We start from the raw sequence: 14,529 nt of genomic DNA, 5'->3' as shown, positions 1-14,529 counted from the left end.
GATAATGAAAAACAGACTAAGCAGTAAGCTTGCACTTTTGCCGCTGACACTTGCATTAGCCGCCTGTGCCTCAACGCAACAGGACGTCAGTCAGGCAACTTCATCCGCAGCACAAACAACCCCCAAGGGTAGTTTCACTAATCCACTGTTTCCAAACGGTGCCGACCCATGGTTGGAATACTGGGACGGCAACTATTACCTGACCACCACCACCTGGACCTCAGAGTTGGTGATGCGTAAATCACCCACCTTGGAAGGTCTGGCCAACGCTACGCCGGTCAACGTCTGGTCATCAACACTGCCCGAAGCCTGTTGTAACTTCTGGGCGTTTGAATTCCACCGCTTAAAAGGCCCGAACGGCTATCGTTGGTACATGATGTACACCGCAGGCCAAGACGGCACCTTAGACCATCAGCACCTTAATGTGCTGGAAAGCGCCGGTGATGACCCAATGGGCCCGTACACCTACAAAGGCTCAATGATGCCGAATACGTGGAACATCGACGGCACTTACCTCGAAGTGAACGGCGGCCTGTATCTGCTGTACTCACAGTGGCAAGGCGATGAGCAACGTAACATCATTGCAGAGATGGAAAACCCATGGACACTGAAGCCAGACACCAAACACGTGGTGCTGACCCGTCCAGTGCTGGATTGGGAAACTAGTGGCCGTAAAGTGACTGAAGGGCCAGAAATCCTGCAGCACGATGGTCGCACCTTCTTGATCTATTCAGGCAGCTTCTGTGATACCCCTGACTATAAGTTAGGCCAGTATGAATTGGTCGGTAACGATCCAATGGATATCAATTCATGGAAGAAATCACCTAAGCCAGTATTTGAACGCACCGACAAGGTGTTTGGTCCTGGTCACAACGGTTTCTTCACCTCGCCAGACGGTAAAGAAAACTGGTTGGTGTACCACGGTAACGATCACGTCACCGACGGTTGTGGCGCCAGCCGCTCACTGCGGGCGCAAAAATTCACTTGGCACGCAGACGGCACGCCAAACTTTGGTAAGCCGCTGACTCCGGGCGAATTAGTGCCGCCACCCTCTGGCGAAGATGGCCCACTGAAAACGGCGATTCAAGGTCAACGCTACCAACTGCAAGATGGCAAATCTACGCAATGTATCGCGTCTGACGCAGGCGTTGCTGCATGTTCTGCCAGCACCAGTGGTTGGGTGATTGATGCCACCACCAAAGGTTTCTTCCGTCTGGCAAACAGCGATGATGGCAAGTTCCTTGGCGTTGCTGCAGGCAAGGTGAACGAAGATGTATGGCATAACGAGCCATTCCAAGAGTGGCATTTAGATGTGGGAATGGGTGGTTACACCCTGATCAAACATCGCGACTCGGGCAAGTATCTGGCGTTGGCTGCTAACGGCCTGAGCTTGGTCGATAAAATCGATGATGCCAGCCAGTGGCAACTGAACCCAACCGGCGAGGTGGCGATTGTTAGCCAACAATCCGGTAAAGTGGTTTCTACTGTCAAAGGTAACGTGGAGCAATCCGCGTGGTCTGATAGCGCCAACCAAAAATGGCACTTCAAACCAACCGACAACGGTTTCTTCCACATCAGCAATGGCGAGCAATGTATTGAAGCCAAAGATGATGCGGTAGTGCCTGGCGCCAACCTGATCACTGGTCAGTGTCAAACCAAGACTTCACATTGGCGCATTACGCCACTGGAAGGCGGTGGTATTGAGCTGCACAACCGTTACACCAAGCAAGTGCTCGACTTATCGAGCTGTGGCTTAGCCGACGGTACTAACTTTGCCCAAGCGCCAGCGCTGGGTACGAATTGCCAAGTGTTTCATTTGCGTGAAACTAAGTAGTTAGTTTCACTTGTTGGTGATTGGAAAGGCTCTGCGATTGCAGAGCCTTTTTTGTTGCGGCTGGAAAGCTACGCTTTCCAATTTTATCGCTGCGCGATAGCAACCTGCGGTTGCGAAAGATTGATGGCTTCGCCATTCCAAGCTGCGCTTGGCAAAGTCGTGGAACTACTCGTTCCACACCAGAGGATAAGGGGGCTAGACGGCTTCGCCCCCTTATCAATCCCCCAGCCGCCCCACGTCGCGAAACGCTACGGCGCTTCTGGTTTGTCATCTGCGCAAATCGCCGCCAACTCGGAATCCATTCCTCGGCGCGGCTTTGAGGCATCCATGCCTCAATTGCTTGATGCCTGCCCAACGCTCCTCCGCCGCGCCGAAGGGGAATTGGCGTTGCCTGAACGTTGGTACTTTCATTAGTGTTGAAAAGCTGCTTGTTAGCGCATCGCTATAAATCGCCTGCAGCGGGCTTATGCACACGCATCCTTGTGGCACGCTGTGAATCCATCCTTGGAAGCTCGGCGCCAGCATCCATGCTGGCGACGGCCACAAGTCCGCATGTGCTGGGAATTCTCGGAGTACTCCTGCGACATCGGGGATGCTTTAAGCTATTTGATATACGTCTGATTTACTCAGTGTTGCTTTATATGCAGTTGTGCTGTCAGAGAGTCGTTTTATACACAGACATTGAGATCAACATTTGTTGATTTTTCTATTGTGCTCAGTGGCGTATGCGCTTAAGTTGAGCGGTGAGGATGAGTGATGCGGCTCCTTGTCGTTATAAATTCCAACATGATGTCGTCTAATACTGTTAGGGCTTCAGATAATGAAAAAACGAATTCTATCAATTTTGCTGGTTCTGCTTTTTCCACTGAGCACATACGCTGTGGTTTTTGGGGGAAGCAATCTTGGCTTTAGAGGCTATCCTTCCCACTCCTGCTCCAAGCCTACCAAACCGTTTAAACCATATTCATTCAACAGTCAGTGGGAAATCGACTCCTACAATTCTGATGTCGAACTTTACAATTCTCAACTACAGCAATATTTGAGCTGTATCGATGAATATATTGAGAATGCAAACAACGACATAAAAAGGATCAAGGAAAAAGGTCAAGCAGCTATTGATGAAGCGAACTATTAGGCCTAACAAAACACTCAACCCGACCGCGCTAACGCGAGGCCGGTTAGTTTAAACGTTATCTGTTAAAAGGAAGGCAAGGTGCAAGAGTCTGATTTACATACACTGTTGATCTATCAAAGAGCGTATTTCGAAATATTGGAAGAATTCTTTGTTGGTGCTACCGGCTGTGCATTTGACAAATTTTCCTCACCTTCAGAATTTTCACAGGCCATTAATAAGTTGGGAGAATCCCTTAGGAATGATTCAAAGCGGTCTTCTGCCTGCATGACTTCATTTGAGAATCTTGCTAAAAATCTAGGAAAGTTATATTCGCAAGAAAGCATGGAGTGTTTTAAATCAGCCAAGAACATAAAATGTTGCAAGATCAATCTTGGCGGCAGCAGTAGGTTTCTAGAAACACAACTCAATGCTGTTAAAAAGACTATTCTTATTTCTGATATCGTATTGATTCCTGATCCGGTTATGCCTTGGCTAGAGGCAAAGCGAGAGCATGAGAAATTCAGATTCGTAAATATAATCCAAGCAGTATTTTTTACTCTACATCTTAAAAACCTGCTTTCGCAAGACTTCGACATCCCTCCATTTCTTGTTTTTCCGAGTTGGGAAAAGTCACTTGAAGAAAATGACCAGCAAACTAAGGATGAAACGAATCAACTTATCGCGGACTTTTTCTCATACTATGTCAACAGGGAAATTTTAAGCATTGTTGACGTTTTTGATTACGTAGCTAGTGATGAGAAAAATTTTCTCGTGGGGGTTGAAAGACAGGGACTTTTTATTTCTCCCGGAGGTGAAATTGGAGAGCCAATCAGAGATGCTTTAAAAAATTATAGAGAAGAGGCAGAGCTGTGGAGAACTGCAGAATTTAATGAAATGCTCGCTCATGCGTCGGAAGGTCAAATTGTTTTAAATGGGATAATGGAACGCATTCAACCGCAATTTCACTTATTTGAAAATTCTAATGAGCTGAACAGCAATCCATTATTGTGCATACCTGCTCAAGCTCATTATTTCTCCCTTTTAAGCCGAATGGATAATTCAAGGGTTTTTGAATTATCGGGCTCCGATCAGATTCTTAATACAGCTATTTCGGCATTGACCAATAGTCGATTGGATTATTTGGCAAACATTAACGATGAGCAAATAATTGAACTTAGAAAGAGTGATGAGAACGTCAAATTTAGGAATGATCTTAGAGGATTTATAACTAGTCTTCCAACGGTAAAAATTGAGGATCTTGACTACACTGCTGCAGAAGTATGCTCACATGTAGAGTCACTAATCGCTACACATCAAAAAGAAGTAGAGATATTAAATGGGAAGTATAAAGCAAAGCACATGAAATCGGCTTTGATAGCAGGCGGAGGTCTTGCTGTAACTATGGTTCCAGCTTTGGCTCCTTTTTTAGGGGCTGCTATCCCTTTAGCATTGGCCGCCAGTGGAAAATACACTGCGGATAAACTTGAGGAATCACACGAGCGAAAAGTGTTGTCTAGTTCAATGTTAGGTATATTTGCATTAGCCAAAGATGCAGGTAAAAAAAGATAATCAGGCGTTTACGGCGTTAATTGAAAGGCTATAGCCGCCAATTTAAATTTGGTCAACACACAATTTTCAGGCGACTCCGATAACCCCTCGGCGCGGCGCTGGGGGATCCCCTCATAATTTAGGCATTCCCATGTGATGAACTTGCATGATGTAATGCCTTATTGCCCACCTTATGTCTTCGCTACTAATGGGGTAATCTCGCCTGCGTTTTCGTACCTCTCGGCCTAAGCGGATCAACGATAGCACTCTCCGGTGACGCGTCGTGTTAGCCTGAAACTCACGTGTCCAATTGTGTTTTGTCGCTATCATCCCTAACAATCGTAGCGTCCATTCAGCCAACATTACGATCAGCATTAAGATATCGAAACGCTTAGCACATCTCGTATTGCTATGACGCAAGCCTAGCCCGTATTGTGAGCTCTTCATATCACGGAAAGTTTCCTCTATTTGCATACGTTTGGCGTAAATATTAACGAGCTGTTTAGATGTCATGGCTTGAGCAGGGAGATTGGTCGCTAAGAGCCATGGCTCCTTAGCTCCGAGGCGATAACTTTCTTGGGATGTATGGTTACGTCCTGCCGTGTATGAACGTACGTCTTTACGGCCTTTAGCATTAGCCTTGTATAAATGCAGGGTGGCATAAATTGGATTTCGTTTGCTTAGCTCACCAAAACCCAAACAGCGAGCTTTAGTGTTAGCCGATGGATAGAAGGACTTATTGCTATGCCATTGCTTACTACCGAATGGTTTAAAGCCGATATGCCCGCGCACTCGGCCGAGCCAAAACCATCCTTGTGCTTCAATAATTCTAAACCATGAATTGCCATAGCCTGCATCGGTCACAATCAGCGGACAACAGTTAGGCGGTAGGATTGTTGCGAGCTCTTTGATAAAAGGCGCGTGACTTTTCACTGGTGAGTTATGGTCGGCAGAAGCAAAAACACGTTCATAAATAATGACTGAGCGCCCCTCGAAACTCACTGATGCCCGCAAGGTGAGATGCCGCACTTTGTCTCGCACATCTGACCAATCAACCAGAATTATAGGCATTGGGTTGGCGCCACAAAGAAGGTGTGCATGCCAACGATAGATATCGAGTCGCTCTTGATGCAAAGCGGGATTTCCAAGCAGTCGGTCTATGCGTTTGATGTTATGTTTCGCGGCGACTCGCCCAGTAATATTTCGTCCTAACTCGGTTAAGGACAGTCGCTGTCCTTCAAGTAATGATTGCACAGCAATCATTAATGAATTAAGTCGCTTCTGGTGAATTTTAGGGCATTGATTCTTAAGAAGATCATGTAAGATAGTCACATCACGCATGGAGTGTAGTTCTAGTTGGTTTTTGGCGAAATGAATTAGATCAAATCGCTCCATGCGTGTCTATCTTATTGAAAGACTTCGCTATTATGAGGGGATTCCTTAGGGCGCGGCGAAGGAGCGTTGGGCAGCCATTGAGCAATCGAGGGATGGATACCGAGAAGCGATGGTGAGGAATGGATTCCGAATCAGAGCGATTTGCGAAAATGGCAAACCAGAAGCGCCGTAGCGTTTCGCGACGTCGGGGCGTCGTCGGGGTTCCAAGGGGCGAGGGACGAGCATCGCCCCTTGGCTCTGGTGTGGAACGAGTAGTTCCACGACTTTGGCAAACGAAGTTTGCTATCACGCAGTGATAAATCTTTCACAACCGTAGGTTGCAATGGCTGCAAGCCATAAAGGCCAAGCGCAGCTTGGTATGGCGCAAGCCATAAAATAGTTGGCAGATGAAAGTGCCAACTTTCAAACAACACCAGACCTTGGCGTCAGCCAAAACCTCAGCTGCGTTCGCAGCTATAAATCCTTCATTTTCCTTTTAATATCAAAATCATCATCAATCACGATACTCTCAAGGTTACGCAATCGCGCTTTAATATCATCTAACTCTTGTTGCAAGCGCTGATTCTGCTCGGCGATTTCACTGGCGGCAGCCTTTTGTTGGCTGTATCCATCAATGAATTTAAAGATGATTAAGCCGACGATGATGATGACAACAATTTCGATCAATACCATGGTGCTTCCCTATCGCGTTTGCTGGGCAAATTCTCGTATTCAGTGTACTCCGAATAGGCGCTGATTAAAGTGCCAATAACGTGGTTGTGCCGCGCGCTGGCATTGGGCTGGGTGCTGAGTTGTTGACCTGCAAGGTTGGTTAATCAAACGGGAGAGAGCTGTAACCAAACGGCAGGCTTAATCAAACGGCAGAGTAGTTTCACCACGAATAACGATGCCAGCTGACTGATAATAGCTGCCGCCGACGATGCGGTAGCTGGCACGGTTAAGCAGGGTTTCGGCATCGGCGGGTGTAATGCTGTCGAGGGCAAGCGACGCATCCAATAAGGCGCGAAACCATCGGCCAGATTGGCTGAATGACGGATATTCTACGCGGTAGAACAACCATTGTTGCTGGCATTGTGGGCATTGATAGCGCCATACATCGCCGTAGCGACTGTTGCTCATATCAACACCAATAAATTCGCCTTGGCTTTCACACGCAAGCTGACGTGGCTGCATGCACTCGCAGTCATCCATTGCCATAAATTATTCCATGCATCATCAAAGGAGCGTTAACTTTGTCGTATCGGGCTAACTGGGTCAATGGCTAACGCTAACTCGATTTCATCATAAGTATTTTGGCCAAATAATTGCGTGTTCGCGTGCGCCAGAATTGATTGCATGCAGGGCAACGCTGATGGCCGAACAACCGCGCCACCCATGTTTGGCTTGATTGAGTATTGGTCGCCGTGCGCTGCTCTGACGATGACAATAGCAATAGCAATAGCAATAGCAATAGCAATAGCAATGGCAATGACAATGACAATGACAATGACAATGGCGTCATATCTCATTGGCGTAGCGACTTAGCAATGCTATAGATAGGCCGTTAGCTTGAGTTTTAGCTGATAAATGCTGGGCGACTGGCCGATGAGTGGGGCGGGCGCGGCAGACTCACTTGAAAACGTCATCGAGACTGGCTTTAAACACCATCGAGACTGGCTTTTAACATTATAGATACAGCGTCTTAAACATCATGGAGGCGATGCTATGCAACGGGTAACAGGAATTGGCGGTATTTTCTTTAAATCGGCCGATCCGCAGCGGATCGCTAACTGGTATCGCGATCATCTTGGCTTAGATGTGGCCGATTGGGGCGGGGCGGTATTTCAGTGGGGCGGCGAGGGCAGTGCGCCGGGCATGACCATCTGGAGTGTGTTTGCGGCTGATTCTGACAAAATGGCGCCGAGCAATGTGCCGTTTATGCTCAACTTTCGGGTTGCGGATCTGGAGCAACTACTGGCGGCACTGCGTGCTGAAGGCTGTGAGGTGCTGGATGAAACTGAGTCATCAGAATTTGGCAAATTTGGTTGGGTGCTCGATTGCGATGGCAATAAAGTGGAGTTGTGGCAACCGCCAGCGGGACAGTAATTGCAAGGTAACCTGTCGTGGCGTCCACCAAGGCCAACTCATGAGTAACAGCGGCTAAATTTGGCCAAAAAAATGGGGAATCAAACGATTCCCCGACCCTTTCGGCAATGCGGACACTAAGTTTTAGGGGATAAGCTCGGCCACCACCACTGATTTAGCTGGCAGTGAAAGCTCATCCAGGGAAGAACTGTAACGGGCAGGTTTTACCTGCGAAGGTTTATCAAAGCTGTTATGGGCATCCATTTTGTCGGCGGTAAGGATTTGTCCGACCGCTTTGCTGGCTTTGACACCTTTAAGTGCGAGTTTGACGCTGGCTGACTCAGACGGATCTAAGTTGACCAGTGCCAGATAAAGTTTGCCATCAGTACCTTTGGCCACAGATGCTGTCACCGCAGGCACACTCTTACCCTCTTCGGCGTATTTATCCGCCTTGATAGTGAATGGAATGCTGGTGGCATCTTGGAACACCTTGTACATGTCATACACATGGTAGGTCGGTGTTAGTACCATTTTGTCGTCGTCGGTGAGGATCATCGCCTGCAGCACGTTCACCATCTGGGCGATACTGGTCATACGGACGCGATCAGCATGCTCATGGAAGATGTTGAAGTTGACCGCGGCAACCACCGCATCACGCATGGAGTTTTGTTGGTAGAGGAAGCCGGGTTCACGGCCGGGCTCTGGGTTAAACCAAGTGCCCCATTCATCCACGTAGAAACCGAGCTTGCCGTCTGGATCGTTTTTGTCCAGTTTGGCGATGTTGTCGGTCACGTATTTTTCCATGCGATAGGTGCGTTCCATGGTGGTAAACCACTCATGTTCGCTGAAGTTCAAGGCATCGCCTTTATCCTGCCAGTCGTCTTTGGGCAGGGTATAAAAATGGTAGCTGATGCCGTCCATCATTCGCAGCGGAATATGGCTGCTGAGGACGTCAGTCCATTTGGTATCTGAGGTATCACCACCGCTGGCCACCAATTTAGGCATTTTGCCCGGCGGGGTTTTTAAGAAGGTGGCGTAGTGACGATACAGATCTGAGTAGTACTCAGGACGCATATTGCCACCGCAGCCCCAGGCTTCGTTACCCACGCCAAAGTAGGCGATTTCAAACGGTGCTTCACGGCCATTGGCGCGGCGCTCATTGGCGAGGCTGGAGTTTTTGTCGGAGGTCATATACTCCAACCACTCGGCCATCTCCTGTGGCGTACCTGTGCCTAAGTTACCGTTGATGTAGGCTTCGGCGCCCAGCAATTCGACCAAGTCAAAAAATTCGTGAGTGCCCACAGCGTTGGTTTCTTCAACGCCGCCCCAGTGGGTATTCACTTTAGTTGGTCGCTCATTCTGGGCACCGATCCCTTCACGCCAATGATATTCATCGGCAAAACAGCCACCGGGCCAACGCACTAACGGCACCTTGATCGCTTTTAGCGCTTGCAGTACGTCGTTACGAAAGCCTTTGGTGTTTGGAATAGTTGAGTCTTTACCGACCCATAAACCGCCATAAATCCCATGGCCTAAATGCTCGGCAAATTGGCCGTAGATATCGCGGTTGATCACCGGCCCTTGTTGGCTGGCATCCACTTGAATGCTGACCTGATGGGCTTGTGCCATTACTGGTAATAATGCCGCGACAGCTAACGCGAGTAATTTGGGTTTAATCTGGGTCATGGGCCAAGTCCTTATGGTTACTGAATACCTTCGCTGGTCATGATGATGCGCTTGATGGTGCCGTCTGGGTTGTAGTTCAACTCATCGACACACACTGAGCGACGGAAACGACCACCACTTTCTTGACCATTCAACGGCGGTACTGAGCCGTTGTGGTAGATAAAGTAACCTTGGCCTTTAAAGTCGATAATCGACTGGTGATTGGTTTCACTGTTACCGGCGATCTCGTTCAAAATGCCTTTGTATTCCCATGGGCCATTGATGTTTTTGCTCATGGCGTAACAGATTTTCTCTGGGAACTCACAGGCATATGAGTAGTAGTAGTTATCGCCTTTTTTATGCACCCATGATGCTTCGGTGTAGTTCGGTACGTCGACCACTTTGATCTCGCCATCAAGCTCAATCATGTTCTCTTTCAGCTTGACGTATTTTGGTACTAAGTTACCGAAGAACATATAGGCTTGGCCGTCATCATCGATGAAGATGGCTGGGTCGATATCGTCCCAATCGTTCTTGGTTTGAGTGGTCATGTCGTTGGTGATCAGTGCATGGCCAATCGCATCTTTGAACGGGCCAAGTGGCGAGTCAGCCACCGCCACACCCACGGCAAAGCCAGGATGGGTTTCATCGTGACGTACAGTCACAAAGAAATAGTATTTGTTGTTGCGTTTGATCATGTGCGCTGCCCATGCTTGGCCAGTCGCCCATTTAAAATCAATCGCTTTCATGATTGGACCATGTGGGGTCCAAGTTTTCATATCTTTACTGGAGAAGGCTAACCAATCGTGCATTTCAAAGAACACGTTGTTGTTAGGGGCTTCATCGTGGCCGGTGTAGAGATAGACGGTATCGCCATCAACCAAGGCTGCGGGGTCTGCAGTGAAAACATCATTAAACAGCGGATTTTGAGCCTGTACAGCGGTGCTAGTAAGCAAGGCTGAGGCAATCAAAAAAGGTAATGTTTTGCGCATTATGATTCCTTTGGCTTATGCAAATGTTCACAGGCAGTAGTGTCTGTCATTCCCCCGCACAACTACGCTGCAACTTTTCTGGGTAAATATTATTGTAATACAATTATTGGGAAATAGCGGCAAATGTCAACGGTTGCGGTGGTGGTTCGTGAGCTGAGTGCAGTTAACTGTGATCCCTTACACAGCTTGCTAGTGTGTTGCTTTCAAAGACAAAAAAGCCATGCCGAACGGCATGGCTTTTTGGCTTACGACTAAAGTTTAGTTCAGACCTTCGCGATAGAGCAGCTGCACATCGTCAGCGCTAATGGCGTTATCAAAGAACTGCACTTCGTCGATCATCCCTTTGTATGGGGTATCCCAGAAGTTCACACCCAAGGCGAAGCCAGGGGATGCTGCGTTGCCGAAGATGTTAGGGAAGCCAGTGCCAGAGAACTGCTCTTCACCGTTAACATAGATCTTCAAGCTGCCGCCATTCAGTACCATCACCAGATGTGACCAAGTATCCACAGGGATTTGACCTGTAGTGCCTGCGTCATACCAAGCGTTACCTGACCACACCATGGTATTACCACCCACTGCGGAGTTACCGTTAGGCAGGATACTGATCCAGCTGTTGTTTGAGGCATAACCAAACAGTGCGGTGGTGTACATGCTCAACTCTTTCGGATTCAGCCACAGTGAAATACTGTAGGTGTTGTCATCCAGAATGTTGTTTGGCAGTTGTACGCCTGAGCTACCATCCAGTACCAAGGCATGACCGACAGCACCGTCAGCATAAGTTACTGCGCCGCCAGTGGTTCCAATCAACGCGCCAGTCACACTGCCCGCAGCAAAGTTGCCTTGTGCATCTGACAAGTCATCCGCATCAAAGTTGAACTCAGCCAGTGGCGTAGGTGCTGCCATTGAACGTACCGTTACGGTGAACTCTTTGGTCGCCGTTGCGCCAGCCAGTGTAATCGTGGCCGTTAACGTGGTGGTTTGGTCGCCTTGTGCTTCCGTTGGACGAGTGACGATACCGCCATTCGAAACCAATGAAGGGTTAGCTGATACCCAACTCACTTGTGATGCATATGGGCCAAACGCGGCCAGATTTAGGTTCTCAGTCACTGCAGTCGTGTCACCCAAATCCAGTTGCTCAACCGCTGATTGTAGCAATGCAGCTGCGTCCAAGTGGTCGATATCCAGCGCTTTGATCTCGGCAGCACTTAATGCGGCATCGTAGATCTTCAGTTCATCAACATCGCCGTTAAACGGTGCATCAGCAAAGAAGTTAACACCCAAAGCAAATGTGCCTGCTACATTGGTGTAAAGATCTGGGAAGTTACCGCCTGAGTAGCGCTCTTCACCATCAACATAGATCTTAATCACACCGTGGTTAACAGAGTAGGCTAAGTGCGTCCATTGACCAGCGGTTGCTGGCTGCATGGTTCTACCGTCATACCAAGCACCATCGTTGTTACTCCACACCATGATGTTAGAGTCCCAAGCACGTGGTACTAAGCTTGCCCAAGAGCTATTGGTTTTTGCAGCATAGAATACAGGCGTGTGAGTGGTGAAGGCGTTACCTTTCATCCACAAAGACACAGTGTATTCGTAGCTATCAATCAGGCCATCAGGCAGTTTGATACCGTAAGTACCATCCAGTGCCAGCGCTTGTCCTTCTTGACCTGCAGCGAAGCTAGGTGTGCCTTCAGCAGCTGCCATGGCTTGCAGTACATAAGTACCATCAGCTTTGTTGGCTAAACTGTCACTTAAGCTACCATCGAAGCTGTAGTTGGCTACGCGGTTGTATTCGTAGCGAGCAGGGATAGTCACCGTGTACTCATGAGTAACGGTTTGACCATTCAGGGTGATTGATGCAGTCAAGGTGACGGTTGCATCACCGCTACCTGGCGCTGGACGAACCACGCTGCCATTGGCGCTTACAATCGCTGGGTTTGAAGATGACCAGCTAATAGTCGCGCCCATGGTACCCATGGTCACTAAATCTAAGTTAGTGGTTGTGCTTTCTGGCAGGTTGATTGCTGCAGCAATGTTGCTGATTGCTTGTGCGGTATCGCTGACGGGCAGTTTAGAGCCCCAGACAGTCGCACCATCAGTTGAAATCGCAGTAAATACTGGCACTAACTGGCCAATATTGTCGTTGTATTGCCATTCAACCACACCTTCGTAGGTGCCTAAGCCATCCAACGTCAGGGTGATATGGTGGTCGTCATCAGTTTCATAGCGACCTGTGTAGGCGCCAGTCACATCACCACGGTTGGTCCAAGTGCGCTTGAGGGTGATATAGCTAGAGCTATGCACCGTTTTATTGTTGTCATTGCTCTGGTCAATGAACTGGTACGAGCCAGTAACATCGATTTCATCCACCACATTGTCGCCGCTGATTGGCGCATAACGGTGTGGCGAAGCAACGAGCCAACCGTCGGCATTCATGAACATTTCATGCACGCGTACTTCATGGCCTTCACCGCGACCAGGGAAGCGGGTGTGGAACACTAAGAAGTATTTGCCAGTTTCAGCATCGTAGAACGCAGAGTTGTGCCCTGGAGACATATAACCGTGGTCAGTACCTGCATCACCTGTATTGGCGTCAAACAGGAAACCACCCATCAGTTTCACACCATAGTCGCCAAGCAGCTCAAGGTTATCTGGACCAGCAATCGCAGCTTCCACCATGTCCTGACCTTTGGCATCCAAGTAAGGGCCATTCGGTGAGGTTGCACGTGCTACACGAATGTTATAACCGCCGTTTTGGTCGAAGCCGGCGAATGACATAAACATGTAGTAGTACTTAGTTTCAGGGCTGTAGATAACATAGGAACCTTCTACTGGCTCAAAGTTACCGCCGACCACGTGGGTACCAAAGCCTTGGCCTGGCAGTGGCTTACCTGTGTCAGGATCTAACTGCAGGACAAAAATACCACCTGAGTAAGAACCATAGGTCATCCACAGGCCGCCGTCGGCATCGTTAAATACCGCTGGGTCAATGGCGTTAGGATTGGTCGCACCATTATAAGGTGCTGTTGCGCCATCGGGCAGTTTATCCTCTTCATCGGCACGTTGGTCAGAGTAGAGGAAAATGCCTTCACTGGTATAAGGGCCAGTGATGCTATCTGCGGTGGCTACACCCAGATAGGAACGACGCCAACAGGCGCTACCATCTGCACCGTTACCAGCACAGTGATCAAAGAAGAAATGGTATTTACCATCGCCAAGTATTTTGACGTCTGGCGCCCAAGAACCAACATAGCCACCGACCCAGTCAAGCCCCTCTGGCACTTGCGCTGCGTATGAATCTTGGAACAACGTGCTGCTGGCAACACCGTCACGAGACAACTGTTCCCAGTTCATCAGGTCAGTGGATTTTGCATAGGCCAGGTGAGAGCCAAATACATAGTAGGTGCCATCTGTGTCTTTAATAATTGAAGGGTCGTGCACAGAGACATTGGTGTAACTTACTTCACCCGCAAGGGTGGGATCAGCTACGGTAACGGGATCTGGAACTGCAAATGTATTTGTGTCATTTGTACCGTGGTCACTGTCATTCCCCCCACAGGATGCCAGTGCTAGTACTATCCCCAACGACACGAGTGAGCGTTGAAATACCATAAGAATCAATCCTTTTGGTTAATCACTTGATAGTTATTTTGTCTTAAAATGCCAAAAGCCATTTTATCATACAATACGACAGTAGTATAAAAATAGTCCCAAAAGTAGTAGTTTGTGTACCCAGCTCTAATTTTTGTTATGCACCTCACTGGTTTTGCTGAGGCGATTAACGCAGAAAATTAGGCAAATTGACAAAACCGCAGCTGATGGATAGCGAGTGCAACTTGCATTAAACCCCGCTGTCGTACGATTTTTTTGACGCTGAAAATATATACAACTAATTGATATTTTATCGATTTATTATT

General features: G+C 48.3%; 11 protein-coding genes. 4 read left to right on the top strand and 7 right to left on the bottom strand.

Annotated features, from left to right (window positions below):
- The first annotated feature begins 4 nt into the window (after window positions 1–4).
- The 3 genes from JYB87_RS15590 (at window position 5) to JYB87_RS15580 (ending at window position 4,517) form a co-directional block, all read left to right on the top strand.
- The gene (locus JYB87_RS15590; RefSeq protein WP_207354366.1) at window positions 5–1,834 is read left to right on the top strand and encodes a family 43 glycosylhydrolase; all 1,830 of its coding nucleotides are present in this window, start codon (window positions 5–7) and stop codon (window positions 1,832–1,834) included.
- Between the two features lie 820 nt (window positions 1,835–2,654).
- Window positions 2,655–2,969, top strand: coding sequence for a hypothetical protein (locus JYB87_RS15585; RefSeq protein ID WP_207354365.1), 315 nt, complete (start codon window positions 2,655–2,657; stop codon window positions 2,967–2,969).
- Window positions 2,970–3,047: 78 nt separating this feature from the next.
- Window positions 3,048–4,517 carry a hypothetical protein gene (locus JYB87_RS15580; RefSeq protein ID WP_207354364.1) on the top strand — a complete coding sequence of 490 codons (1,470 nt, stop codon included), beginning with the start codon at window positions 3,048–3,050 and terminating at the stop codon, window positions 4,515–4,517.
- Window positions 4,518–4,628: 111 nt separating this feature from the next.
- Here the strand turns inward: JYB87_RS15580 and JYB87_RS15575 are convergent, their stop codons facing one another.
- From JYB87_RS15575 to JYB87_RS15560, 4 genes are all read right to left on the bottom strand, one after another.
- Window positions 4,629–5,837, bottom strand: coding sequence for an IS4 family transposase (locus JYB87_RS15575; protein ID WP_207356736.1), 1,209 nt, complete (start codon window positions 5,835–5,837; stop codon window positions 4,629–4,631).
- Window positions 5,838–6,344: 507 nt separating this feature from the next.
- The gene (locus JYB87_RS15570) at window positions 6,345–6,563 is read right to left on the bottom strand and encodes a hypothetical protein (RefSeq protein WP_207354363.1); all 219 of its coding nucleotides are present in this window, start codon (window positions 6,561–6,563) and stop codon (window positions 6,345–6,347) included.
- Between the two features lie 177 nt (window positions 6,564–6,740).
- Window positions 6,741–7,088: a hypothetical protein gene (locus JYB87_RS15565; protein WP_207354362.1), complete on the bottom strand. Its 348-nt coding sequence runs from the start codon at window positions 7,086–7,088 to the stop codon at window positions 6,741–6,743.
- 29 nt (window positions 7,089–7,117) lie between these two features.
- Complete coding sequence (locus tag JYB87_RS15560) at window positions 7,118–7,399, bottom strand: hypothetical protein (protein ID WP_207354361.1); 282 nt, start codon at window positions 7,397–7,399, stop codon at window positions 7,118–7,120.
- Between the two features lie 196 nt (window positions 7,400–7,595).
- Between JYB87_RS15560 and JYB87_RS15555 the strand changes: the two genes are divergently transcribed.
- The gene (locus JYB87_RS15555; protein ID WP_207354360.1) at window positions 7,596–7,976 is read left to right on the top strand and encodes a VOC family protein; all 381 of its coding nucleotides are present in this window, start codon (window positions 7,596–7,598) and stop codon (window positions 7,974–7,976) included.
- Window positions 7,977–8,099: 123 nt separating this feature from the next.
- Here the strand turns inward: JYB87_RS15555 and JYB87_RS15550 are convergent, their stop codons facing one another.
- The 3 genes from JYB87_RS15550 to JYB87_RS15540 form a co-directional block, all read right to left on the bottom strand.
- Window positions 8,100–9,641, bottom strand: coding sequence for an alpha-N-arabinofuranosidase (locus JYB87_RS15550; protein WP_228729888.1), 1,542 nt, complete (start codon window positions 9,639–9,641; stop codon window positions 8,100–8,102).
- 17 nt (window positions 9,642–9,658) lie between these two features.
- Window positions 9,659–10,612: a glycoside hydrolase family 43 protein gene (locus JYB87_RS15545; RefSeq protein WP_207354359.1), complete on the bottom strand. Its 954-nt coding sequence runs from the start codon at window positions 10,610–10,612 to the stop codon at window positions 9,659–9,661.
- 258 nt (window positions 10,613–10,870) lie between these two features.
- Window positions 10,871–14,224, bottom strand: a complete 3,354-nt coding sequence (locus JYB87_RS15540) for a LamG-like jellyroll fold domain-containing protein (protein WP_207354358.1) — start codon at window positions 14,222–14,224, stop codon at window positions 10,871–10,873.
- Window positions 14,225–14,529: the final 305 nt, after the last annotated feature.

Origin of the sequence: Shewanella avicenniae, from assembly GCF_017354945.1 — a bacterium.
Lineage (GTDB): Bacteria > Pseudomonadota > Gammaproteobacteria > Enterobacterales > Shewanellaceae > Shewanella > Shewanella avicenniae.
Note: the sequence above shows the minus strand (reverse complement) of the source record. Positions and strands in the feature narration are given on the sequence as shown.